Source organism: Amycolatopsis sp. NBRC 101858 (assembly GCF_030269325.1).
GTDB classification, from domain to species: Bacteria; Actinomycetota; Actinomycetes; order Mycobacteriales; family Pseudonocardiaceae; genus Amycolatopsis; species Amycolatopsis ponsaeliensis.
This window is the reverse complement of sequence record NZ_BSTD01000006.1, coordinates 239,987-262,754: the sequence shown is the minus strand read 5'-3', so window position 1 is coordinate 262,754 and position 22,768 is coordinate 239,987. Positions and strand designations below refer to the sequence as shown.

Sequence of the window (22,768 nt, the reverse complement as noted above, 5' to 3'; positions counted from 1 at the left end):
CCCCCGACGAGGTCAGTGAGCGTCTCCGGTGCCCCCACCGGGGGACGCTCACTGCGTCGGCGCAACAACCCTGATCAGTCCTCCTTGGCGGGCCGGGCTTCCGGCGGGAGCACGCCCCAGTCGATGAGCTGCTCGGTGAGCTCGCCCGGGGTCATGTCGTAGATGATCGCCAGCGACCGCAGGTCCTCGGTGCGGATCGAGAGCACCTTGCCGTTGTAGTCGCCGCGCTGGCTCTGGATCGTCGCCGCGTAGCGGGCCAGCGGGCCCACCTTTTCGGCCGGCAGCTGCTGCAGGCGCTCGAGGTTGATCACGATCTTGGTGGCGGGCTCGGCGCCGGAGGGTACCCGGCCCTCGGGCAGCAGCTCGACCACCGGCACACCGTAGAAGTCGGCCAGCTCGGCCAGCTTCTGCACGGTGACGGCACGGTCGCCACGCTCGTACGAGCCGACGACGACGGCCTTCCAGCGCCCACCGGACTTCTGCTCGACCCCGTGCAGGGACAGGCCCTGCTGCTGGCGGATCCCGCGGAGCTTGGCCCCGAGCGCCTTGGCGTAATCGCCCATCTGGTCGTTCTCCGTTCTCCACCCCCTCCCGGTCGGGGTGACCGGTCCAGGGGACTCGTCGAGTCGAATACTCAGAGTAATGGTTACGCATTGTTGTCACCAGGTCAAGCAGGAGCTTGCCGCGAATCACGCCACACCACCCGTAAGACTGAGCAAAGTGCCTGCTACTGTCGGTGCGAAAGCCCCGACCAGCAGGGGAACAGACGTCCTTTAAGGACCCGTCCGGTGAGGCGGGGAAGGAGTCCGAAGTGTCGTCACGTCCGCGTGGCGCGGCTGGTTCGGCCGGGGAGCGCGAGCTCCTGACGGCCGGCGATGTCGCGCGCACGATCGCCCGAATGGCCCATCAGGTCATCGAAAAGACCGCGAACGGTGCGGAGAGCACTACCCCGCCCGTGTTGCTCGGGATCCCCAGCCGCGGCACTCCGCTCGCGGCCCGCCTCGCCGGCAAGATCGGCGAGTTCTCCGGAGTCCGCCCGCCGACCGGCGCCCTCGACGTCACCCTCTACCGGGACGACCTCCGCCGCCGCCCGCCGCGCGCACTCGAACAGACGCAGCTCCCGCCGGACGGCATCGACGACCGGGTGGTGATCCTGGTCGACGACGTCCTCTTCTCCGGCCGCACGATCCGGGCCGCGCTCGATGCCCTGCGTGATCATGGCCGCCCCCGCGCGGTCCAGCTGGCCGTCCTCGTCGACCGAGGTCACCGTGAGCTGCCGATCCGCGCCGACTACGTGGGCAAGAACGTGCCGACCGCCCGCACCGAGGGCGTGTCCGTCCTGCTGGCCGAGATCGACGGCCGGGACGCGGTGCTGCTGCGTCCCTCGAAAACCGGCCCCCTCGACGCACCCGGAGAAGAGTCTTGAAGCACCTGCTCGCCACCGACGGCCTGGACCCCGCGGTCGCCACGGCGGTGCTCGACACCGCCGACGAGCTGAAGCACACGCTGCTCGGCCGCGAGGTGAAGAAGCTGCCGACGCTGCGCGGCCGCACGGTGATCACCCTGTTCTACGAGAACTCGACGCGCACGCGGGTGTCGTTCGAGATCGCCGGGAAGTGGATGAGCGCCGACGTGATCAACGTCTCCGCGTCCAGCTCCTCGGTGAACAAAGGGGAGTCCCTGCGCGACACCGCCTTGACGCTGGCCGCCGCAGGCGCCGACTGCGTGATCGTCCGGCACCCCGCCAGCGGCGCCGCCCAGCGCCTCGCCGGCTGGCTCGCCGAGCCCGGCACGTCGGTGGTCAACGCCGGCGACGGCACCCACGAGCACCCGACGCAGGCGCTGCTCGACGCGGCGACCCTCCGCGAGCGCCTGGGTTCGCTGAAGGACCGCCGGATCGCGATCGTCGGGGACGTCCTGCACAGCCGGGTCGCCCGCTCGAACATCCACCTGCTCGCCGCGCTCGGTGCCGAAGTGGTGCTAGTCGCGCCGCCGACACTGCTGCCCTACGGCGTCGAAAGCCTGCCGGTGACCGTTTCGCACGACCTGGACGCCGAGCTGCCCGCGGTCGACGCTGTGATGATGCTGCGCGTCCAAGCGGAACGCATGCACGGCGGGTTTTTCCCGAGCGCCCGCGAGTACTCGATCGCCTACGGCCTCTCGGAACGGCGGCAGAAGCTGCTGCCGGACCACGCGGTCGTCCTGCACCCCGGCCCGATGTTGCGCGGGATGGAGATCGCGAGCGCGGTCGCCGACTCCCCGGCCTCGGCCATCACCGAACAGGTCCGCAACGGCGTGCACGTCCGCATGGCGGTCCTCTACCACCTCCTGGCCAGCGAAGGAGCCGCCGCGTGAGCACCGTGATCAAGGGCGCCCGCCCCTACGGCGAGGGTGATCCCGTAGACGTCCTCGTCGAGGACGGCGTGATCACCGCGATCGGCGCCGTGGACGTCCCGAAGGACGCCGAAATCGTCGAAGCGGGCGGCCAGGTGCTGCTGCCCGGCTTCGTCGACCTGCACACCCACCTGCGCGAACCCGGCCGCGAAGACACCGAGACGATCGACAGCGGCTCGGCCGCGGCGGCGCTCGGCGGCTACACCGCGGTGTTCGCCATGGCCAACACCGACCCGGTCGCGGACAACGCCGTGATCGTCGAGCACGTGTGGCGGCGCGGGCAGGAGGTCGGCCTGGTCGACGTGCACCCGGTCGGCGCGGTCACCGTCGGGCTCAAGGGCGAGAAGCTCGCCGAGCTGGGCACCATGGCGAACTCCCAGGCGCGGGTCAAGGTCTTCTCCGACGACGGCCTCTGCGTCGCCGACCCGCTGCTGATGCGCCGCGCGCTGGAGTACTCGACCGCGCTCGACGTCGTCATCGCGCAGCACGCCGAGGAGCCGCGGCTGACCGTCGGCGCCCAGGCGCACGAGGGCGAGCGCGCGGCCCGGCTCGGCTACACGGGCTGGCCGGCCGCCGCGGAAGAGTCCATCGTGGCCCGCGACTGTCTCCTGGCGCTGCACGCGAACGCGCGGCTGCACGTCTGCCACGTGTCCACTTCGGGCACCGCCGACGTGCTGCGCTGGGCGAAGGACCGCGGCACCCAGGTGTCCGCCGAGGTCACCCCGCACCACTTGCTGCTCACCGACGAGCGCCTGGCCACCTACGACCCGGTCAACAAGGTGAACCCGCCGCTGCGCACGGAATCCGACGCCGAAAAGCTGCGCGCGGCGCTCGCCGAGGGCGTCATCGACTGCGTCGCCACCGACCACGCGCCGCACGCGGTGCAGGACAAGGACACCGAGTGGGCCGCCGCCCGGCCGGGCATGCTCGGGCTGCAGACGGCACTGTCCATCGTGGCCGAGACCATGGTCCGCACCGGGCTGCTCGACTGGCGCGGCGTCGCGCGCGTCATGAGCGAACGGCCGGCCGAGATCGGCAACCTCGCCGACCAGGGCCGGCCGATCGCGGTCGGCGAGCCGGCGAACCTGACGCTCGTCGACCCGGACGCCGAGTGGACGGTCCGGGGCGCGGAGCTGGCCAGCATCGCCGCCAACACCCCGTACGAGGGAATGCGGCTCCCCGGTGTGGTGACCGCGACGCTGCTGCGCGGGCGGCTCACCGCGCGGGACGGGAAGGTCTGCTGATGGAGCGCTTCTGGCTGGTGCTGGCGATCGTCGCCTTCTTCCTGCTCTGCCTCTGGGGCATGTACGTCGGCTGGCGGCGCAAGGCGCGCTCGCAGAGCGTGCAGGTGCCCCCGTTCCCCGCCATCCCGGCGGAGCCGGGCGACGTCCTGCTGGAGTCCACCGGCGTCTACGTCGCCACGACGTTCGCGGGGGAGTGGCAGAACCGGGTCGTCACCCGCGGCGCGGGCCTGCGCACCGGCGCGGTCCTGCGGCTGCACGACGGCGGTGTCGCGGTCGAACGCGGGGGAGCGCCCGACTTCTGGATCCCGCGCGACGCCGTCACCGGCGTCCGGCGCGACACGAAGATCGCCGGGAAGGTGATGGGCACCGACGCGCTGCTGGTGCTCACCTGGCGAGCCGGGGAAACCGAGCTCGACACCGGCTTCCGCGGCGACGAACTCGACGACTATCCACAGTGGATCGAACAGCTCAAGATCAAGGGAGGTGCCCAGTGAACGCGCGCGCTCAGGCCGCACTGGTACTCGAAGACGGCCGGGTGTTCCGCGGCGCGGCCTACGGCGCGCGGGGGCGAACCCTCGGCGAGGCGGTGTTCTGCACCGGCATGACCGGCTACCAGGAGACGCTGACCGACCCGTCCTACCACGGGCAGATCGTGGTGCAGACCGCGCCGCAGATCGGCAACACCGGCTGGAACGACGAGGACGACGAGTCCTCGAAGATCTGGGTCAACGGCTACGTCGTGCGCGACCCCGCGCGCACGCCGTCCAACTGGCGCTCGAAGCGCTCGCTGGACGACGAGCTGGTGAACCAGGGGATCGTCGGCATCGCCGAGGTCGACACCCGCTCGCTGACCCGCCACCTGCGCGAGCTCGGCGCGATGCGCGCCGGGGTGTTCTCCGGCGACGCGCTGGGCACCGTCGACGAGATGGTCGCCGAGGTGCTGGCGAGCCCGAAGATGGAGGGCGCCGACCTGGCCGGCCAGGTCAGCACGCCGAAGCCGTACGTCGTCTCGCCCGAGGGGGAGACGCGCTTCCGTGTCGTCGCGCTGGACCTGGGCATCAAGTCCAACACCCCGCGCCAGATGATCCAGCGCGGCATCGAGGTGCACGTCCTGCCCTCGACGTCGACCTTGGACGAGCTGCTGGCGATCGAGCCGGACGGCGTGTTCCTGTCCAACGGCCCCGGCGACCCGGCCACCACGGTGCACGCCACCGAGCTGACCAAGCAGGTCCTCGGGCGCGAGATCCCGCTGTTCGGCATCTGCTTCGGCAACCAGGTCCTCGGCCGCGCGCTCGGCCTCGGGACGTACAAGATGCGCTACGGCCACCGCGGCATCAACATCCCGGTGATCGACGTCGCCACCAAGCAGGTGGCGATCACCGCGCAGAACCACGGCTTCGCCCTCGAAGGCGAGCCAGGGCAGCGCTTCGAGTCGCCCTTCGGCGCGGCTCAGGTCAGCCACTACTGCGCCAACGACGGCGCGGTCGAGGGCCTGCGGGCCTTCGACGTCCCGGCGTTCTCGGTGCAGTACCACCCCGAAGCCGCGGCCGGCCCGCACGACGCGGCCCCCCTGTTCGACGATTTCGTTTCGCTCATGGAGAAGAAGGCCTGATGCCGAAGAGGACGGACATCCAGCACGTGCTGGTGATCGGCTCCGGGCCGATCGTGATCGGGCAGGCCGCGGAGTTCGACTACTCCGGTACCCAGGCCTGCCGGGTGCTGCGCAGCGAAGGCCTGCGCGTGTCACTGGTGAACTCGAACCCGGCCACCATCATGACCGACCCCGAGTTCGCCGACGCGACCTACATCGAGCCGGTGACGCCGGACTTCGTCGAGAAGGTCATCGCGGCCGAACGCCCCGACGCGATCCTCGCCACCCTCGGCGGGCAGACGGCGCTCAACTGCGCGGTCGCCCTGCACGAGCGCGGGGTGCTCGACAAGTACGGCGTCGAGCTGATCGGCGCCGACATCGACGCCATCCAGCGCGGCGAGGACCGGCAGAAGTTCAAGAACATCGTCGCCGAGGTCGGCGCCGAGACCCCGCGAAGCCGCGTCTGCCACACCATGGACGAAGTCCGTGACACGGTGCAGGAGCTGGGCCTGCCGGTCGTCATCCGGCCGTCGTTCACCATGGGCGGGCTCGGCTCCGGCATGGCGCACACGCCCGAGGACCTCGAGCGGCTCGCGTCCACCGGGCTCACCGAGTCCCCGGTCACCGAGGTGCTCATCGAGGAGAGCGTGCTCGGCTGGAAGGAGTACGAGCTCGAGCTGATGCGCGACAAGAGCGACAACGTCGTGGTCGTCTGCTCGATCGAAAACGTCGACGCGATGGGCGTGCACACCGGCGACTCCGTCACCGTCGCGCCGACCATGACCCTCACCGACCGCGAGTACCAGGTGATGCGCGACGTCGGCATCGCCGTGCTGCGCGCGGTCGGCGTCGACACCGGCGGCTGCAACATCCAGTTCGCGATCAACCCGGCCGACGGCCGGATGGTCGTCATCGAGATGAACCCGCGCGTCTCGCGAAGCAGTGCCCTGGCGTCGAAGGCGACCGGCTTCCCGATCGCCAAGATCGCCGCGAAGCTCGCCATCGGCTACACCCTCGACGAGATCACCAACGACATCACGAAGGCGACGCCCGCGGCGTTCGAGCCCACCCTGGACTACGTCGTCGTGAAGATGCCGCGGTTCGCCTTCGAGAAGTTCCCGGGTGCCGACCCGACGCTGACCACGACGATGAAGAGCGTCGGCGAGGCGATGTCGTTCGGCCGCAGCTTCCCCGAGGCGCTCGGCAAGGTGATGCGCTCGATCGAGACGAAGGCGACCGGGTTCTGGACGCTGCCCGACCCCGAGGGTGTCACGCTGGAGTCCACTTTGGACTCGCTGCGCGTGCCGCACGAGGGCCGGCTCTACGAAGTGGAACGCGCGCTGCGCCTGGGCGGCACCGTCGAGCAGGTGCACGAAGCTTCGGGCATCGACCCGTGGTTCATCGACCAGATCGCCCTCATCGGCGAGGTCGGCGCCGAAGTCCGCGACGCGCCGGTGCTCGACGGCGACCTGCTGCGGCGCGCCAAGCGCACGGGGCTGTCGGACCGCCAGATCGCCGCGCTGCGCCCGGAGCTGGCCGGCGAGGACGGCGTCCGCGCGCTGCGGCACCGCCTCGGCGTGCGGCCGGTGTTCAAGACCGTGGACACCTGCGCGGCCGAGTTCGCCGCGAACACGCCGTACCACTACTCGGCCTACGAGTCCGACCCCGAAGCGCAGTCCGAAGTGGCCGCGCAGACGGAAAAGCCGAAGGTGCTCATCCTCGGCTCGGGCCCGAACCGGATCGGCCAGGGCATCGAGTTCGACTACTCCTGCGTGCACGCGGCGATCGCGTTGCGGGAGGCCGGGTTCGAGGCCGTCATGGTCAACTGCAACCCGGAAACCGTGTCCACCGACTACGACACGTCCGACCGGCTGTACTTCGAGCCGCTGTCCTTCGAGGACGTCCTCGAGGTCGTGCACGCCGAGCAGGCGTCCGGCACGGTCGCCGGCGTCATCGTCCAGCTCGGCGGCCAGACCCCGCTGGGCCTGGCCAAGCGGCTCGCCGACGCCGGCGTCCCGGTGGTCGGGACGCCGCCGGAGGCCATCCACCTGGCCGAGGACCGCGGCGCGTTCGGCGAGGTGCTCACCGAGGCCGGGCTGCCCGCGCCGCGCTACGGCACGGCGACGTCGTTCGAGGGCGCCAAGCGGATCGCCGACGAGATCGGGTACCCGGTGCTGGTCCGGCCGTCGTACGTGCTCGGCGGGCGCGGCATGGAGATCGTCTACGACGAGGAGACCCTCGCCGGCTACATCAGCCGCGCCACCGAGATCAACCCCGAGCACCCGGTGCTCGTGGACCGCTTCCTCGACGACGCCATCGAAATCGACGTCGACGCGCTCTACGACGGCGAAGAGCTCTACCTCGGCGGTGTGATGGAGCACATCGAGGAGGCCGGGATCCACTCCGGCGACTCCTCCTGCGCGCTGCCGCCGATCACGCTCGGGCACACCGACCTGCAGGCCGTCCGCCGCTCCACCGAGGCCATCGCGCGGGGCGTGGGCGTGCGCGGGCTGCTGAACGTCCAGTACGCGCTCAAGGACGACGTCCTGTACGTCCTGGAGGCCAACCCGCGCGCGTCGCGGACGGTGCCGTTCGTCTCCAAGGCCACCGCGGTTCCGCTGGCCAAGGCCGCCGCGCTGATCATGACCGGCTCGACGATCAAGGACCTGCGCGAGAGTGGCGTCCTCCCGGCCGACGGCGACGGCGGGCAGCTGCCGGCGGACTCGCCGGTCGCGGTGAAGGAAGCGGTGCTGCCCTTCCACCGCTTCCGCACCCCCGAAGGCCACGGCGTCGACTCGCTGCTGGGCCCGGAGATGAAGTCCACCGGCGAAGTGATGGGCGTCGACGTCGACTTCGGCAAGGCGTTCGCCAAGTCGCAGAGCGCGGCCTACGGCTCGCTGCCGACGTCCGGGCGCGTCTTCGTCTCGGTCGCCAACCGCGACAAGCGCTCGCTGGTGTTCCCGGTGAAGCGCCTGGCGGACCTCGGGTTCGAGATCCTCGCCACGTCCGGCACCGCGGAAGTGCTGCGGCGCAACGGGGTCGCGTGCACCGTGGTGCGCAAGCACTACGAGGGGTCGACCGACGCCGAGCCGAACATCGTGGACGTCATCCTCAGCGGCGACGTCGACATGGTGATCAACACCCCGTACGGGAACAGCGGTCCGCGCGTCGACGGCTACGAAATCCGCACCGCCGCGGTGTCCCGGGACATCCCTTGCGTCACCACGGTGCAGGGTGCGGCGGCGGCCGTGCACGGCATCGAGGCGCTCATCCGGGGCGACATCGGGGTCAAGTCCCTGCAGGAGCTGCAGGCGGCGCTGAAGGCGAAGTCGTGAGCGCGCGCGAGCGGTTCGGGGCGCGGCTGGCGAAGGCCGTCGCGGACCGGGGCCCGTTGTGCGCCGGGATCGACCCGCACCCGGGCCTGATCGAGGCCTGGGGGCTCCCGGTGGACGCTTCCGGCCTGGAGCGGTTCGCGCTGTCGGCCACCGAGGTCCTGGCGGCGCGCACGGCGATCGTGAAGCCGCAGTCGGCGTTCTTCGAAAGTTTCGGCGCGGCCGGTGTCCGGGTGCTGGAACGGGTCGTCTCGACCGCGCGCGAAGCCGGCGCACTGGTGCTGCTGGACGTCAAGCGCGGCGACATCGGCTCCACGATGGCGGCGTACACGGCCGCGTACGTGGCCGACGGCGCGGCGATCGCGGCCGACGCGATCACCGTTTCGCCGTACCTCGGGTTCGGCTCTTTGGCCCAATGCGCCGAAACGGCGGTCGCCGCGGGGAACGGCATCTTCGTGCTTGCGCGGACTTCCAACCCCGAAGCGGCCGCGGTGCAGAACGCGAAGCTGCCCGACGGGCGCACCGTGGCGCAGGCGATCGTCGACGAAGCGGCGGCGTTCAACGACGGAGCCGGACCGCTCGGCGATGTGGGTGTGGTCGTCGGCGCCACGGTTCCGCCGGGGGAACTGGATCTTTCCCGGCTGAACGGACCGGTGCTGGCGCCCGGTTTCGGGGCTCAAGGAGCCACTGCGGCCGATTTGCGGGCACTTTTCGGTGTTTCCCTGCCCGGCGTGCTGCCCGCGTCGTCCCGCGACATCCTGAAGCACGGTCCGGAGCAAGCGGCTTTGCGCCAAGCGGTCGAACGGGTCGCCGAAGTGCTGGCCGACCCGCAGGAAAACGACCAATAGCAGGGCCCGGAACCGGGTCCCACCAGGCACCCCCGCATTGTGGCCGGTGCTCACGGGTGGGTACCGTCGCGTCACCCACCCAGATTTGAGAACTACCGGAGGAAAACGTGGCACTTCCCCAGCTGACAGAGGAACAGCGCGCTGCGGCGCTGGAGAAGGCCGCCGCCGCTCGCCGCATCCGTGCTGAGCTGAAGGAGCGGCTGAAGCGGGGCGGTACCACTCTGGTCGACGTGCTGAAGCAGGCCGAGGAGAACGAAGTCCTCGGCAAGATGAAGGTTTCGGCTCTGCTCGAGGCCCTCCCGGGCGTCGGCAAGGTCCGCGCGCAGCAGACCATGGAACGACTGGAGATCGCCCCCAGCCGTCGCCTTCGCGGCCTCGGCGACCGGCAGCGCAAGGCGCTGCTGGCCGAGTTCAGCGGCGAGTGAACGGCGCCGGTCGTGACTACCCGGTGAACCCGGGCGCCGACCGCGGCAGTGAGCCGGTGGCGGGGGACATCCCCCGGCACCGGCTCACCGTCGTATCGGGGCCTTCGGGGGTCGGGAAGTCGAGCGTGGTGGGCGAGCTGCGGAAGCTGGAGCCCGACATCTACTTCAGCGTCTCGGTCACCACGCGCAAGCCCCGCCCCGGCGAGATCGAGGGCGCGCACTACCACTTCGTCGACCGCGCCGAGTTCGACGCGATGGTCGCCGACGGCCGGCTCCTGGAGTGGGCCGAGTTCACCGGCAACTGCTACGGCACCCCGCGCGAGCCGGTCGAGAAGGCCCTCGCCGAAGGGCGCCCGGCGATCCTGGAGATCGAGCTGCAGGGCGCCCGCCAGGTCCGCGCGGCCATGCCGGAGGCCCGGCTGGTGATGCTGATGCCGCCGTCCTGGGAGGAACTGGTCGGCAGGCTCACCGGGCGCGGCACCGAGAACGAGGCCGCCGTGCAGGCCCGGCTGGCGGAAGCGGAGCGTGAACTGGCCGCCGCCGGCGAGTTCGACCACCGCGTCGTCAACGCCGACGTGCGGGAGGCCGCTGAGCACTTGCTAAACTTGATTACCGGCGAGCAGTTTGCCGCCGGTAGTCCCACAGATTCGGAGCACCAAGAGTGACGACTCAGGCGACGCTGCACGAAGAGCTCGAGGGCATCACCAACCCGCCGATCGACGACCTGCTCGAGAAGGTCAGCTCGAAGTACGCGCTGGTGATCTACTCGGCCAAGCGTGCCCGCCAGATCAACGACTACTACGCCCAGCTGGGCGAGGGGCTGCTCGAGTACGTCGGCCCGCTCGTCGAGCCGGGCCCGCGCGAGAAGCCGCTCTCGATCGCGCTGCGCGAGATCCACGGTGGCCTGCTCGAGCACACCGAGGGTGAGTAAACCCAAGGTCGTCCTGGGCGTGGGCGGCGGCATCGCCGCTTACAAGGCCTGTGAGGTCCTGCGGGGGCTGACCGAGTCCGGTCACGACGTCCGCGTGGTACCCACCGAAGCCGCGCTGAACTTCGTCGGCGCGGCCACCTTCGAGGCTCTCTCGGGGCACCCGGTGCACACCGGCGTGTTCACCGAGGTGCCCGAGGTGCAGCACGTCCGCGTCGGCAAGGAAGCCGACCTCGTCCTGGTCGTCCCGGCCACCGCGAACCTCCTCGCGAAGGCCGCCCACGGCATCGCGGACGACCTGCTGACGAACACCCTGCTCACCGCCCGGTGCCCGGTCGCCTTCTTCCCGGCGATGCACACGGAGATGTGGGAGCACCCCGCGACCCGCGACAACGTGGCCCTGCTGCGTTCGCGCGGCGCGAACGTCATGGAGCCCGACTCCGGCCGGCTGACCGGCGCCGACACCGGCAAGGGCCGCCTGGCGAACCCCGCCGAGATCGTCGACCTCGCCCGGCTGCTGCTGGCCCGCCCGGACGCCCTCCCGCGTGACCTCGAAGGCGTCCGCGTCGTCGTGTCGGCGGGCGGCACCCGCGAGCCGCTCGACCCGGTCCGCTACCTGGGCAACCGCTCGTCCGGCAAGCAGGGCTACGCGCTGGCCCGCGTCGCCGCCCAGCGCGGCGCCGAGGTCACCCTGGTCACCGCCCACACCGTCGCCCTGCCGGACCCGGCGGGCGCGCGCGTGGAGCACGTCTCGACGGCCGAGGAGCTGCGGCAGGCGGTGCACGCCGCGGCCGAGACCGCGGACGTCGTCGTGATGGCCGCCGCCGTCGCCGACTTCCGGCCGGCGAACCGGGCCGAGCACAAGATCAAGAAGTCCGACGACCAGCCGGACCCCGTCATCACGCTCGACCGCAACGCCGACATCCTGGCCGAGCTGGTCCGCGACCGGCGGCCGGGTCAGGTCGTCGTGGGATTCGCCGCGGAGACCGGCGACGAGCACGGCGACGTCCTCGACCACGCCCGGGTGAAGCTCAAGCGCAAGGGCGCCGACCTGCTGGTCGTCAACGCGGTCGGCGACGGCAAGGCGTTCGGCACGGAGGACAATTCGGGCTGGCTGCTGGGCTCGGACGGCACGGAAATCCCCATACCTCTCGGCGCGAAAGCCGAGCTGGCGTCCACTCTGTGGGACGCTGTTGTGAGCTTCGTGAAGCGTTGACCGTGCTCCGAGCGATAGTCAGTACGCTGACACAGGTAAGGGGTGCCTAAGTTACGGGGCATCCGACGACAAGGTGAGGAAGTGACGGCCACGGTGACCGCGTCTAGCAGCAGATTGTTCACCTCGGAGTCGGTGACCGAAGGGCACCCCGACAAGATTTGCGACGCCATCAGCGACTCGATCCTCGACGGTCTGCTGTCGAAGGACCCGCGCAGCCGCGTCGCGGTCGAAACCCTGATCACCACCGGTCAGGTGCACGTCGCCGGCGAGGTGACCACGGAGGCGTACGCCGACATCCCGACGATCGTCCGCGACGTCATCCTGCGGATCGGGTACGACTCCTCCGCCAAGGGCTTCGACGGCAACTCGTGCGGCGTCAACGTCGCGATCGGCTCGCAGTCGCCCGACATCGCCCAGGGCGTCGACACCGCGTACGAGTCGCGGGTCGAGTCGGACGAAGACGAGATCAACCGTCAGGGCGCGGGCGACCAGGGCCTGATGTTCGGCTACGCCTGCTCGGACACCCCCGAGCTGATGCCGCTGCCGATCGCGCTGGCGCACCGGCTCTCGAAGCGGCTGACCGCGGTCCGCAAGGACGGCGTGCTGCCGTACCTGCGCCCGGACGGCAAGACCCAGGTGACCATCGAGTACGCCGGTGACCAGCCGGTGCGCCTCGACACGGTCGTCGTGTCCTCGCAGCACGCCGACGGCATCGACCTCGAGCGGATGCTCAGCGTCGACGTCAAGGAGCACGTGGTCGGCCCGGAGATCGACGCGCTGGGCATCGACACCTCCAGCGCGCGGCTGCTGGTCAACCCGACCGGCCGCTTCGTCATCGGCGGCCCGATGGGCGACGCCGGCCTGACCGGCCGCAAGATCATCGTCGACACCTACGGCGGCATGGCCCGCCACGGTGGCGGCGCGTTCTCCGGCAAGGACCCGTCCAAGGTCGACCGGTCCGCCGCGTACGCGATGCGCTGGGTGGCCAAGAACGTCGTCGCCGCGGGCCTGGCCCAGCGGACCGAGGTGCAGGTCGCGTACGCGATCGGCAAGGCGGCCCCGGTCGGCCTGTTCGTGGAGACGTTCGGGACCGAGACGGTCGACCCGTCGAAGATCCAGCAGGCCATCACCGAGGTCTTCGACCTCCGGCCCGCGGCGATCATCCGCGACCTCGACCTGCTGCGCCCGATCTACGCGCCGACGGCGGCGTACGGCCACTTCGGCCGGCCCGAGCTGGACCTCCCCTGGGAGAGCACGTCCCGCGCCGAGGCCCTGAAGGCCGCGGCCGGCGCCTGACGCACGCGAACACCGGAGGGCCGTCCCCGCGCCGGGGGCGGCCCTCCGGCGCGTCCGGTCCCTGATCCGGTGAACGGCTCCTCGCGGTGGCCTTCCTGGCGTCCGGGCTGTCGGAGGGGTCTGGTAGAGATCGTGGCGTGAGTAGCTCCGAGCCCGCCGCTCTCTGGGATCTCCCGGAGAAGCCGCCTTCGCCGAAGGCGGCGCCCTCGCGTGCCCGGAAGCCGGCGAAGCCGGGGGCGAAGGCCAAGGGGGCCCAGTCGCCCGCGCCCGAGCGGCCGGTCGCGCGGATCGTCGTCGACATCCCGCTGGCGCACCTGGACCGCACCTTCGACTACCTCGTGCCGGAGAAGCTGCACGAGACGGCCGTGCCGGGGTGCCGCGTCCGCGTCCGGTTCGCCGGGCAGCTCGTCGACGGCTACCTCATCGAACGCGGCGAGACCAGTGACTACGGCAGCAAGCTGGCGTTCCTCGACCGCGTGACGTCGGCCGAGCCGGTGCTGCCGCCGTCGTTGCACGCGCTGTGCCGGGCCGTCGCCGACCGCTACGGCGGCACGCTGTCGGACGTCCTGCGCCTGGCGATCCCGCCCCGCCACGCGAAGGTCGAAGGCGAGCCGCCCCTGCCGCCCGCGGCGGTCCCTTCCCCGCCGGACACGACGGCGTGGGCGCGCTACCAGCGTGGCCCGGCGTTCCTGGAGGCGCTGGGGGAGGGGAAGCCCGCGAACGCCGTCTGGCAGGCCCTGCCGGGCGAGGACTGGCCACGCCGGCTGGCCGAGGCCGCCGGTGCCGTGGCGGCCGCGGGGCGGGGCGCGGTGCTGGTGGTGCCGGACCACCGCGACCTGAACCGGGTGCACGAGGCGTGCGCCGAGCTGGTGGGCGAGGACGCCGTGGTGGCGCTGATCGCCGGCCTCGGGCCGGCCGAGCGGTACCGGCGCTGGCTGGCGGTGCTGCGCGGCGGGGTGCGGGTGGTGGTCGGCACGCGCGCGGCGATGTTCGCGCCGGTCCACGACCCCGGGCTGTTCGTCGTCTGGGACGACGGCGACGACCTGCACCTCGACCAGCACGCGCCGTACCCGCACGTCCGGGACGTGCTGATGGACCGCGCGCACGCGGCGAAGGCGTCGCTGCTGGTCGGCGGGTTCGCCCGGACGGCCGAGGCCCAGCTGCTGGTCGAGTCGGGCTGGGCGGCGCCGGTCCTGGCCGACCGCACGGTGCTGCGGTCCGCGGCTCCGCGCGTCACGCCGGTCGGCGAGGACTTCGACGTCGCCCGCGACGAGGCCGCCCGCGTCGCCCGGCTGCCGGCGGTGGCGTTCGAAGCCGCGCGGCAGGCGTTCGCGGCGGGGCACCCGACGCTGGTGCAGGTGCCCCGGCGCGGGTACGTACCGGGCCTGGCCTGCGGAAACTGCCGGACGCCTGCCCACTGCCGCCGGTGCGCGGGCCCGCTGGCGTTGCCGGGTGGGTCGGTGGATGGGCAGCCGAAGCCTCCGGCGTGCCGCTGGTGCGGCGTCCCGGAGACGGCGTTCCGCTGCACGGCGTGCGGCTCGGTCCGCCTGCGCGCGGTGATCGTCGGCGCGAAGCGGACGGCGGAGGAGCTGGGCCGCGCGTTCCCGGGCATCCCGGTCCGCACGTCGGGGGCGGCGGAGGTCCTGGCCTCGGTCCCGGGCAAGCCGGCGCTGGTGGTGTGCACGCCGGGAGCGGAGCCGGTGGCCGAGGGCGGCTACGGCGCGGCCCTGCTGCTGGACGGCTGGGCGTTGCTGGGCCGCCAGGACCTGAGGGCGGGCGAGGAGACCCTGCGCCGCTGGATGGCGGCGGCGGCACTGGTGCGCCCTTCGACATCGGGCGGGCGGGTCATCGTCGGGGCGGAGGCGGGCATGGCGGTGGTCCAGGCCCTGGTCCGCTGGGACCCGGCGTGGCACGCGGGGCAGGAGCTGGCGGAGAGGCGCGAGCTGGGCTTCCCACCGGCGATGCGGATGGCGAGTGTGGAGGGAAGCCCGGACGCGGTGGCGGGGTTCCTCGCGGACTTGCCGTTGCCTCCGTCGGGTGAGGTGCTGGGGCCGGTGCCGTTGGGCGAGATCGACGAAGAGGGAAACGCTGCCCGCGAGCGGGCTTTGGTCCGGGTGTCCCGAGCGGAGGGCAAGGCGTTGTCGTCGGCCATCCACGCGGCGGCGGCCCGGCGGGATGCGAAGAAGGCGACGGAACCGATCCGCATTCAGCTGGACCCGCTGGACCTCATTTAGCCGCGTACGCCCCGGAATCCGGGGCGTACGCGGCTGGATCAGCGGCCCAATACCGTGCCCGGCAAGGAATCCATCGCCGCCCGCGGGGATTCCTTCTGCGGCAAGGAGATCGTCGGCGCGGGACCGCCGGCTGCGGCGGAAGCCAGCGCGGTCACCTCGGACGCGATCGCCTGGCGACGGGCCTCGAAAGCCGGGTCCGTCAAGCCCGTTGGCTGGCCCAGCACCGGCGTGTGCAGGTGACCACCCGCTACCGACGTCAAGCCCAACCCAAGCCGGACGCGGTTCGCGCGGAACATCGACTCGTTCGACAGATAATCCCCGCCGCCGCCCGAAGCCGCGAACTCGCCCGGTGCCGGGGCATCCGAGCGGCACACCGGCGTTCCCACGCCTGGCTGGGACGGCCACACGCAGAACGACTGGTTGAAGTTGACCGGATAAGCGCCGGTCACCCCGAGCATCCGCGCGTATGGCAGCGTCGTCTCGATGAACTGGACGTCCGGCTGTGGCCAGCCCGCGGCCGGCGGGACCCCGCCCGTCACCGACGCGTTGTTGTTGTCCGGGAAGCCACCTCGCCAAGCGCCGGCCCAGCGTTCGACGTCGAAGCGGCCCGGGCGGCCCTGGCTGATCGTCAGCACCACGTCCGGCCGCCGCGCGCGATCGCGCAACGCCGTGCCGTACGCCGCCTCCACGATGCCCTCGTCGAAGTACCCCCACACGACCGGGAAGCTCACCGCCTGCACCACGGCCGGGCCGGCCGGCGTGTCGAGGATGCGCCCGTCCAGCTGCAGTGCCGACGCGCCCGCCGGGTTCGAGATGGTGATCCCCGCGCCGTCGAGCTGGAACGGGTCGAAGCCGCTCACCATGACCCGCCGCGTCTTCCCGAGCGGGAACCGGACGTCGTCGAGGCCGCGCGAGCCGCGGTCGAACGCCGTCAGCAGCGACGCCCGCTGCGAAGCCGGCGCCCACTGGCGGATCGCGCTGCTGAGCTGCAGCCGCGCCCAGTACAGCGGCCGGTCGTCGAACCGGTCGAGCGTCCCGAGATCCGGCCGGCGCCCCTGCGCGCGATCGACGGCCGTCCGCCACAACCGCTCGCCGGCTTGGGTGACGACCCGCTCGGCCCGGCGCGGAGTGCGCGCGGCGCAGAGATCGTGCTTGACGTCGGCGACGAGCGGATCGAACCCGGCCAGCCGCACGAGTTCAGGCCCGACGGCGGGACCACCGGCCGGAAGCGAAGCGGTGAGACGCTGTTCCTCGACGGTCAGCGGCACGGCCGGATCGAAGCAGCCGGCCGCGGCAGAGGCGGGAGCGGGGAGCGCGAAGAGCGGAACGGCGGCGAGCAGGGGGAGCAGGGCGGTGAGGCGCACGGGTTTCCCTCCACGGCGTGGGTGACGCGGCCGAGTCTCCCGTTGATCTAGCTACCCGCGTAACCCGCGGAAGTCGGGATCAGCCGGTCCGGTCGTCAGAGGGCCGCGCCCGCGGACGCCTCGGCCGGAAGCCGCAGCCACCAGTTCGCACGGGCCCGGACGACGGGGGCGTGGGCCCGCAGGAGCCGCAGCCCGTCGCGGTCGCCCTTCATCCCCACCGCGTAAAGCGCGGCTCGTTGGGTGCTCCCGCCGGTCGGTTGCGCGGTGAGCACGTGGTGCCAGAGCCGCAGGTCCGTCCGCCCGGGGAGGTGGGCCAGCGCTACGGCCGCCGCGTCCCGCGCCGCGCCCTGCCACATCAGGTTCTCGACCACCGGGCGGTGCCGGGCGTCGCCGAGACTGCCCAGCAGGTCCACGAGCACGTTGTGCATCGCCGAGCCGGTCCTCGTGCGCCCGCTGCTCAGCATCGACGCGACGGTGTCGGCGAGGACCCCGCGAAACGGCGAGGCGTGCAGGACGTTGACCGTGAGGATGCGCAGATCGCTGTCGGTGCTCGCCAGCGCCTGCCGGAGAATCCGTCCGCCGAGCAGGTCCGGTTCGTGGCGCCGGGTCTGAACTTTGAGCAAGGCGCCGTGCACCTCGTCGAAGACCGCTTCTCCCGCTTTCCCCAACGGCGCTGTTCGGGCGCCGGGACGGTGCCGGAACAAGGCCGCAAGGACGTCCGAGGCCGCGTCCCGGACCGGCGGTGACGTCGACGCGCCGGCGTGCAGCTCGCGAGAGATGGCTTCGAGCCGGCGAACCAGGTCGGGTGCACCAGGCGGTCGGGCCGCCCACGCGAAGAGCGCGCCGAGCTGCTCGGCCTCGTTGCGCGGTTTGGACAGCAGCCGAAAGAGCCGGCGTGAGGCCGTCGGATTCGCCGCGAGCAGGGCGATCGGGTCGATGATCAGCTGGCAGGCCGGCTCGGTGACGAATTCTTCGGTCGCCGCGACGAGCGCGGCGCCGCCTACCGGGTGCCGGTGCACTCGTTGCAGCGCGGAAAGCCGGAGCAGATATCGCCAGCCCACGGAAAGACACATCTCGGTGAGCAGGCGGTGGACAAGGAAGTCCCAGGTCGGCCGGGGGAGCTTGCGCCGCGGCTGGGTCAGGGAAACCGTCAGGTCCGCCCATTCCGCCGCGGAGACGGGATCCCGGTCGAGGCATTTGTCAAGCAGTTCATCGCAGGGGCGGGCCGTCCGGCGTCCGGTCGGCCGCTCCCGGCCGAGCGCGGTCACCACGGCTACCAGCTCGCCCGGCTGCAGGTCGAAGAGCCGCTCGTACTGGCGCAGGGCCGCCGTCGGGACTGTGGCCCGGGAGTTCTCCCAGCGGGAAACCGTGGCGTTGTCGACGGGTGGAGTCCGCACCGCGGCCGCCAATTGCCGGATGGTCAGGATGTCTTCTTCGCCGTAGAGACGCCACATCTTGAGCAGCCAGGCCGCAAGCTGACCTCGTTCGACCCGCGGCCACGGACCGGCCCCGCCGTCGCCGAGGGAGGTCTGTCGTCCACGCCGAGTCGTGGCCATCGTCCGAGTTTGCCCGGCCGGTTCGGCGGGGAACGCCGCCGAACGGGTGCACCGGTTTCGCAGCAAATGGCTGCAGGACGGTGTGCGCCCCTTACCGTCGGTTTCCCGTCCATCCGAAAGGAATTCGATCATGGCGCGTGATGCGGTGGTAAGCGGCCGTTTCTACTACTGCTCGTTCACGAAAAACGATTTCACATCGCTGAATGACCGGCAGCTGGTTCTCGTCCTGGTCTCGCAGTTCCGCAAGAGTCTGAAGGAGTCCTTGGTTGCGTACGCGATCAATAAGGCAGGCAGTTACGAGCCGGATCTTGAGCGCGTCTACACCGTCCCCTCGGACAAGCTGGACGACTTCGAGTGGCCGATCGACAAAGAGACGCTCGCCAACGCGAGGAAAAATCTGGTGAAGAAGATCAACGAAGCGAAGTGAACGGAGCGGGAGCACGTCAGCGGCGTGCTCCCGGCCCGCAACGTCAGCCCGTCGCCAGGACCTTCAAGCGTGAAATGTCCGCGCTGAACTGGTCCTGATCAATAGGCGAAGAGCTGTACTGCCAAAACGTATAAAAACCCCAGTTGTACGGCAACGTCCCCGCCGACGACGCATACCGCGCCACCCACAGCGGGTTCGTCGAACTGAAGTCCCCAGTATTGCCCGTGCACTGGCTCCACCAGCTCGTTGCCGTGTAGATCACCGGCCAGCGGGTGGTCTTCGCGTGGTACTCGTCGCTGAATGCCTTGATCCACGCCACCATCTGGGCCGGCGTCTTGCCGTAACACGCGTTGTTCGGGCCCCACTCGATGTCGAGTGTGCCCGGGAGGGTCTTGCCGTCCTTCGACCAGCCGCCGCCGTGGGCGACGAAATAATCCGCCTGGGCTGCGCCGCCGGCCCCGTCCGGGCGGCCGTAGTGGTACGCCCCGCGGATCATGCCGACGTTGTACGACCCCGTGTACTGCTGGCTGAAGTACGCGTTCTGGTAGCTGGTGCCCTCGGTCGCCTTGACGTAGGCGAACTTCTTGCCCGCGCTCCAGTACGACGCCCAGTTGACGTTGCCCTGGTACGAGCTGACGTCGATGCCCGGGACGCTCGCGTCCACCGACGCCGGCGCCAGCCCCGCCGGGGGCACGCCGTCGTGGGCGCGGATCGCCGCGCCCATCTCGTGGTTGTTCGACGCGTCCTGGTCCGGCAGGCCCGGCGAAGCCGAGGCGCCGGCGGCGGTCACGACCAGCAGGGAGGTCGAGACAGCCACAGCGGCGCCGAGCAGGCGGCGCCACCTCCGTGGTGCGGTCATCTTCAGTTGTCCTTTCGGTTGCCCTCGCTGTGCGCGGCTGTGCAGGGCCGCGCCGGACGATTCTGTGGCGTTGACCTCGGCAGTGTCACTCCGCCATGTGAGGCAATTTCGAAGTCTGGGGAAACTTGTAAAATCTTGACGAGCGGGGTGCGCCGCCCGTTGGCGTCTTGAAGGTGCCCGACCCGAGGAGCAGACTCGCCCGCATGCCCGCGCACCGGAGCCGCACCCTCGTCATCGCCGCCACGGCCGCACTCCTCACGACCGTCGCCGCCGGACCCGCCACCGCCGCCACGCCCACGCCGAAGTCCCCGGTCGCCGTCGGCTTCGGGGGCGCCGTGGCCAGCATCGACGCCGACGCCACCGCGATCGGCACCAAGGTCCTGCGCGACGGCGGCAACGCCGTCGACGCGGCCGTCGCGGTCGCCGCTGCGCTCGGCGTCACCGACCCGTTCTCCGCCGGCGTCGGCGGGGGCGGGTTCTTCGTCTACTACGACGCGAAGACCCACCGCGTCCACACTCTGGACGGCCGCGAGACCGCGCCGAAGTCCGCCGACGCGAACCTGTTCGTCGAGAACGGCCAGCCGCTGCCGTTCAACGACGCCGTCACCAGCGGGCTCAGCGTCGGCGTCCCCGGCACGCCCGCGACGTGGTCCGAGGCCCTCCGCAAGTGGGGCACGCGCTCACTGGCGAAGTCCCTGAAGCCCGCCGAAGAGCTGGCGCGCAAGGGGTTCGTCGTCGACCCGACGTTCCAGACGCAGATCGCCAACAACGCCGCGCGGTTCTCCGCCTTCCCCTCGACGCGGTCGCTGTACCTGCCGAACGGCGCGCCGCCGTCGCCCGGGACCGTCTTCCGGAACCCCGACCTCGCGGACACGTACGCGCAGCTCGAACGGCGCGGCGTCGACGCGCTGTACCAGGGCCAGATCGGCGCCGACATCGCCAAGACCGTGCAGCAGCCGCCGAAGGACCCGGCCTCGACGCTGAACGTGCGTCCCGGCAAGCTCACCACCGCCGACCTCGCCGCCTACCGCGCCATCGAGCGCACCCCGACGCACGCGACCTACGAAGGCCTCGACGTCTACGGCATGCCGGCGCCGTCCTCGGGCGGGCTAACCGTCGGCGAGGCGCTCAACATCCTCGAGAACTTCGACCTCAAGCACGCGAGCAAGGCCGACTACCTGCAGTACTTCCTGGAGTCGACGCGGTTCGCCTTCGCCGACCGCAACCGCTGGATCGGCGACCCGGCCGTGATCGACGTCCCGGCCAAGGAGCTGCTGAGCCAGCGCTTCGCCGACTCACGGGCGTGCCTGATCTCGAAGGACAAGGCAGCGACCAGCCCGGTCGCCCCGGCCGACCCGAAGCACCCGACGCCGTGCGCGGCGGGCACCACGGCCGCGCCGACGCCGTACGAGGGTGAGAACACCACCCACCTGACGGTCGCCGACAAGTGGGGCAACGTCGTCGCCTACACGCTGACCATCGAGCAGGAGGGCGGCAGCGGGATCGTCGTGCCGGGCCGCGGGTTCCTGCTCAACAACGAGCTGACCGACTTCTCCTTCACGCCGGTGACGCCGGGCGTGCCCGACCCGAACCTGCCCGGCCCGGGCAAGCGGCCGCGCTCGTCCATGGCGCCGACGATCGTGCTCGACCACAGCCGCCCGTTCTTCGCGACGGGCTCCCCGGGCGGCGCGTCGATCATCACCACGGTCCTGCAGGTGATCCTCGGCCGCCTCGACCGCGGGCTGTCGCTGGAGAACGCCATCGCGGCGCCGCGGGCGTCGCAGCGGAACTCGGCGCAGGCCCAGGTCGAGCAGGCGTTCCTGGACCAGCCGGAGACGGCGGCGCTGACGGCCCGCGGCCAGGGCTTCTCGACGGCGCCGGCCGAGATCGGCGCGGCGACCGGCGTGGAGCGCCTGCGGGACGGCCGCTGGCTGGCGGCCGCGGAACCGGTCCGGCGTGGTCAGGGCGCGGCCCAGGTGGTGTGGCCCACGCACTGGTAGCGCGTGCGGCGGCGAGCGTGCGGCGGCGACCGCCGCTCGTCGCCGGCTCAGGCTTCGAGAGCCCAGCGGATGTACGGCGCCTTCGGGACGAACCCCGCCCGTTCGAACACCCCGGAGGCGCCCGACGGGCTCGCCGAGTCCACCACCAGGCTCGCCTGGTCGTAGCCCTGTTCCTTCGCGGCGCCCAGCGCGTGCGCCAGCAGGGTCGTCGCGACGCCGCGCTTCCGGTGGCCGGGGAGCGTCCCGACGACCATGAAGTGCGCGTCGCGGATCCCGGTGGCCTCGGTGTCGGCGTCCCAGGACAGCGTCACCAGCAGGCCCGCCGGCGTCCCGTTCGCGTCCCGGAGCAGGAAGCTGAGGCCGGGCCGGAACGTCTGGTTGACGATCTTGTTCCGCCACAGGTCCGGCGGCATCGGCACCGCGCCCCAGCAGTCCGCGAACGCCTCGTTCCGGACGCGCCGGAACTCCTCGTCGGCCGCCGCCGACCACGGCTCGATCCACGCTTCCACCGGCGCGACGTCCCCGAGAGCGTGCTCCATCCGCCGGAAGTACCGGACCGGCGCGAAGCCCTGCGAGCGCATCAGCTCGGCCAGGCCGGCGATGTGCTCGGGCCGGTGGACGTCGACCGCGAGCCGCAGTCCCGGGTGGTGCCGTGCGTGCAGGACCTTCGCCGCGGCCACCCCCGCCTCGACGAGCGTGGTGCCGATACCCCGGCGACGGTGACCGGGGTGCACGCCACCGTCCAGGAAGACGCGGTGGACCTCGTCCGCGGACGGCTTGTAGCGGATCTTCATGTACCCGATCATCGTGTCGCCGTCGAAGGCCGCGAGGCTGCCGCGCTCGAGGTCGGCGTAGGGGTCGACCAGCTCTTGGAGGGTGTCCTCGGCGGTGTAGTGCTCGCCGATCCCGTCCACGGATTCCATGGCGTTGAGGAGATCGGCGGACGCCTGGGCGTCGTCGCGGGTGAGCGGGCGCCACGTCGGTCCGTGCATACCGGCGACGCTAACCGGGGCCCGCACACGCTGTCGCCTGGTTTCCCGGCGGGCGCGAGCGC

At 71.5% G+C, this 22,768-nt stretch carries 20 protein-coding genes; 15 read left to right on the top strand and 5 right to left on the bottom strand.

All coding sequences use genetic code 11. The features are described from left to right. Positions 1-74: 74 nt before the first annotated feature. On the bottom strand, positions 75-563 hold the full coding sequence (gene bldD, locus QSK39_RS40350; RefSeq protein WP_020422358.1) for a transcriptional regulator BldD: 489 nt from the start codon (positions 561-563) through the stop codon (positions 75-77). A 248-nt stretch (positions 564-811) separates the two neighbouring features. Here bldD and pyrR point away from each other — a divergent pair, with 248 nt between their 5' ends. The 13 genes from pyrR to QSK39_RS40285 all read left to right on the top strand — a co-directional run bounded on the left by pyrR (position 812) and on the right by QSK39_RS40285 (position 15,508). Beyond that, positions 812-1,426 (top strand): bifunctional pyr operon transcriptional regulator/uracil phosphoribosyltransferase PyrR, encoded by a 615-nt coding sequence (gene pyrR / locus QSK39_RS40345; RefSeq protein ID WP_285483097.1) that lies wholly within the window; start codon positions 812-814, stop codon positions 1,424-1,426. Continuing rightward, entirely contained in the window at positions 1,423-2,355 is a 933-nt protein-coding gene (locus QSK39_RS40340; RefSeq protein WP_285483096.1) for an aspartate carbamoyltransferase catalytic subunit, read from the top strand. The genes pyrR and QSK39_RS40340 overlap by 4 nt, the downstream gene beginning before the upstream one ends. Further along, positions 2,352-3,638 (top strand): dihydroorotase, encoded by a 1,287-nt coding sequence (locus QSK39_RS40335; RefSeq protein WP_285483095.1) that lies wholly within the window; start codon positions 2,352-2,354, stop codon positions 3,636-3,638. Before QSK39_RS40340 ends, QSK39_RS40335 begins: the two co-directional genes overlap by 4 nt. After that, positions 3,638-4,132, top strand: a complete 495-nt coding sequence (locus QSK39_RS40330; protein ID WP_285483094.1) for a PH-like domain-containing protein — start codon at positions 3,638-3,640, stop codon at positions 4,130-4,132. The genes QSK39_RS40335 and QSK39_RS40330 overlap by 1 nt, the downstream gene beginning before the upstream one ends. Continuing rightward, positions 4,129-5,250, top strand: coding sequence for a glutamine-hydrolyzing carbamoyl-phosphate synthase small subunit (gene carA, locus QSK39_RS40325; RefSeq protein WP_285483093.1), 1,122 nt, complete (start codon positions 4,129-4,131; stop codon positions 5,248-5,250). Before QSK39_RS40330 ends, carA begins: the two co-directional genes overlap by 4 nt. Further along, positions 5,250-8,564: a carbamoyl-phosphate synthase large subunit gene (carB, locus tag QSK39_RS40320; protein ID WP_285483092.1), complete on the top strand. Its 3,315-nt coding sequence runs from the start codon at positions 5,250-5,252 to the stop codon at positions 8,562-8,564. Before carA ends, carB begins: the two co-directional genes overlap by 1 nt. Then, positions 8,561-9,409 (top strand): orotidine-5'-phosphate decarboxylase, encoded by an 849-nt coding sequence (gene pyrF / locus QSK39_RS40315; protein ID WP_285483091.1) that lies wholly within the window; start codon positions 8,561-8,563, stop codon positions 9,407-9,409. The genes carB and pyrF overlap by 4 nt, the downstream gene beginning before the upstream one ends. A gap of 107 nt (positions 9,410-9,516) precedes the next feature. Then, a complete protein-coding gene (gene mihF, locus QSK39_RS40310; protein WP_003096398.1) occupies positions 9,517-9,834 on the top strand; it encodes an integration host factor, actinobacterial type in 318 nt (105 codons plus the stop codon). After that, positions 9,831-10,499 carry a guanylate kinase gene (gene gmk / locus QSK39_RS40305; protein ID WP_285483090.1) on the top strand — a complete coding sequence of 223 codons (669 nt, stop codon included), beginning with the start codon at positions 9,831-9,833 and terminating at the stop codon, positions 10,497-10,499. The genes mihF and gmk overlap by 4 nt, the downstream gene beginning before the upstream one ends. Then, positions 10,496-10,765 (top strand): DNA-directed RNA polymerase subunit omega, encoded by a 270-nt coding sequence (gene rpoZ, locus QSK39_RS40300; protein WP_005152353.1) that lies wholly within the window; start codon positions 10,496-10,498, stop codon positions 10,763-10,765. The genes gmk and rpoZ overlap by 4 nt, the downstream gene beginning before the upstream one ends. Next, a complete protein-coding gene (gene coaBC / locus QSK39_RS40295) occupies positions 10,758-11,978 on the top strand; it encodes a bifunctional phosphopantothenoylcysteine decarboxylase/phosphopantothenate--cysteine ligase CoaBC (protein ID WP_285483089.1) in 1,221 nt (406 codons plus the stop codon). Before rpoZ ends, coaBC begins: the two co-directional genes overlap by 8 nt. Positions 11,979-12,071: 93 nt before the next feature. Continuing rightward, positions 12,072-13,274 (top strand): methionine adenosyltransferase, encoded by a 1,203-nt coding sequence (metK, locus tag QSK39_RS40290; RefSeq protein ID WP_285483621.1) that lies wholly within the window; start codon positions 12,072-12,074, stop codon positions 13,272-13,274. A 137-nt stretch (positions 13,275-13,411) separates the two neighbouring features. Next, positions 13,412-15,508: a primosomal protein N' gene (locus tag QSK39_RS40285; RefSeq protein WP_285483088.1), complete on the top strand. Its 2,097-nt coding sequence runs from the start codon at positions 13,412-13,414 to the stop codon at positions 15,506-15,508. A gap of 38 nt (positions 15,509-15,546) precedes the next feature. Here the strand turns inward: QSK39_RS40285 and QSK39_RS40280 are convergent, their stop codons facing one another. Together QSK39_RS40280 and QSK39_RS40275 are read right to left on the bottom strand one after the other, a co-directional pair. Further along, on the bottom strand, positions 15,547-16,872 hold the full coding sequence (locus QSK39_RS40280; RefSeq protein WP_285483087.1) for a pyroglutamyl-peptidase I: 1,326 nt from the start codon (positions 16,870-16,872) through the stop codon (positions 15,547-15,549). Between the two features lie 95 nt (positions 16,873-16,967). After that, the gene (locus QSK39_RS40275) at positions 16,968-18,428 is read right to left on the bottom strand and encodes a helix-turn-helix domain-containing protein (protein WP_285483086.1); all 1,461 of its coding nucleotides are present in this window, start codon (positions 18,426-18,428) and stop codon (positions 16,968-16,970) included. Between QSK39_RS40275 and QSK39_RS40270 the strand changes: the two genes are divergently transcribed. Further along, on the top strand, positions 18,421-18,855 hold the full coding sequence (locus QSK39_RS40270) for a hypothetical protein (protein WP_285483085.1): 435 nt from the start codon (positions 18,421-18,423) through the stop codon (positions 18,853-18,855). The two genes, QSK39_RS40275 and QSK39_RS40270, sit on opposite strands and share 8 nt — an antisense overlap. A gap of 43 nt (positions 18,856-18,898) precedes the next feature. On the opposite strand, the gene QSK39_RS40265 is transcribed toward QSK39_RS40270, so the two are convergent. Next, positions 18,899-19,714, bottom strand: a complete 816-nt coding sequence (locus QSK39_RS40265) for a lysozyme (protein WP_285483084.1) — start codon at positions 19,712-19,714, stop codon at positions 18,899-18,901. A 203-nt stretch (positions 19,715-19,917) separates the two neighbouring features. On the opposite strand from QSK39_RS40265, the gene ggt reads away from it, so the two are divergent. Continuing rightward, positions 19,918-21,714: a gamma-glutamyltransferase gene (gene ggt / locus QSK39_RS40260; RefSeq protein WP_285483083.1), complete on the top strand. Its 1,797-nt coding sequence runs from the start codon at positions 19,918-19,920 to the stop codon at positions 21,712-21,714. Between the two features lie 47 nt (positions 21,715-21,761). Here the strand turns inward: ggt and QSK39_RS40255 are convergent, their stop codons facing one another. Beyond that, positions 21,762-22,706 carry a GNAT family N-acetyltransferase gene (locus QSK39_RS40255; RefSeq protein ID WP_285483082.1) on the bottom strand — a complete coding sequence of 315 codons (945 nt, stop codon included), beginning with the start codon at positions 22,704-22,706 and terminating at the stop codon, positions 21,762-21,764. Positions 22,707-22,768: the final 62 nt, after the last annotated feature.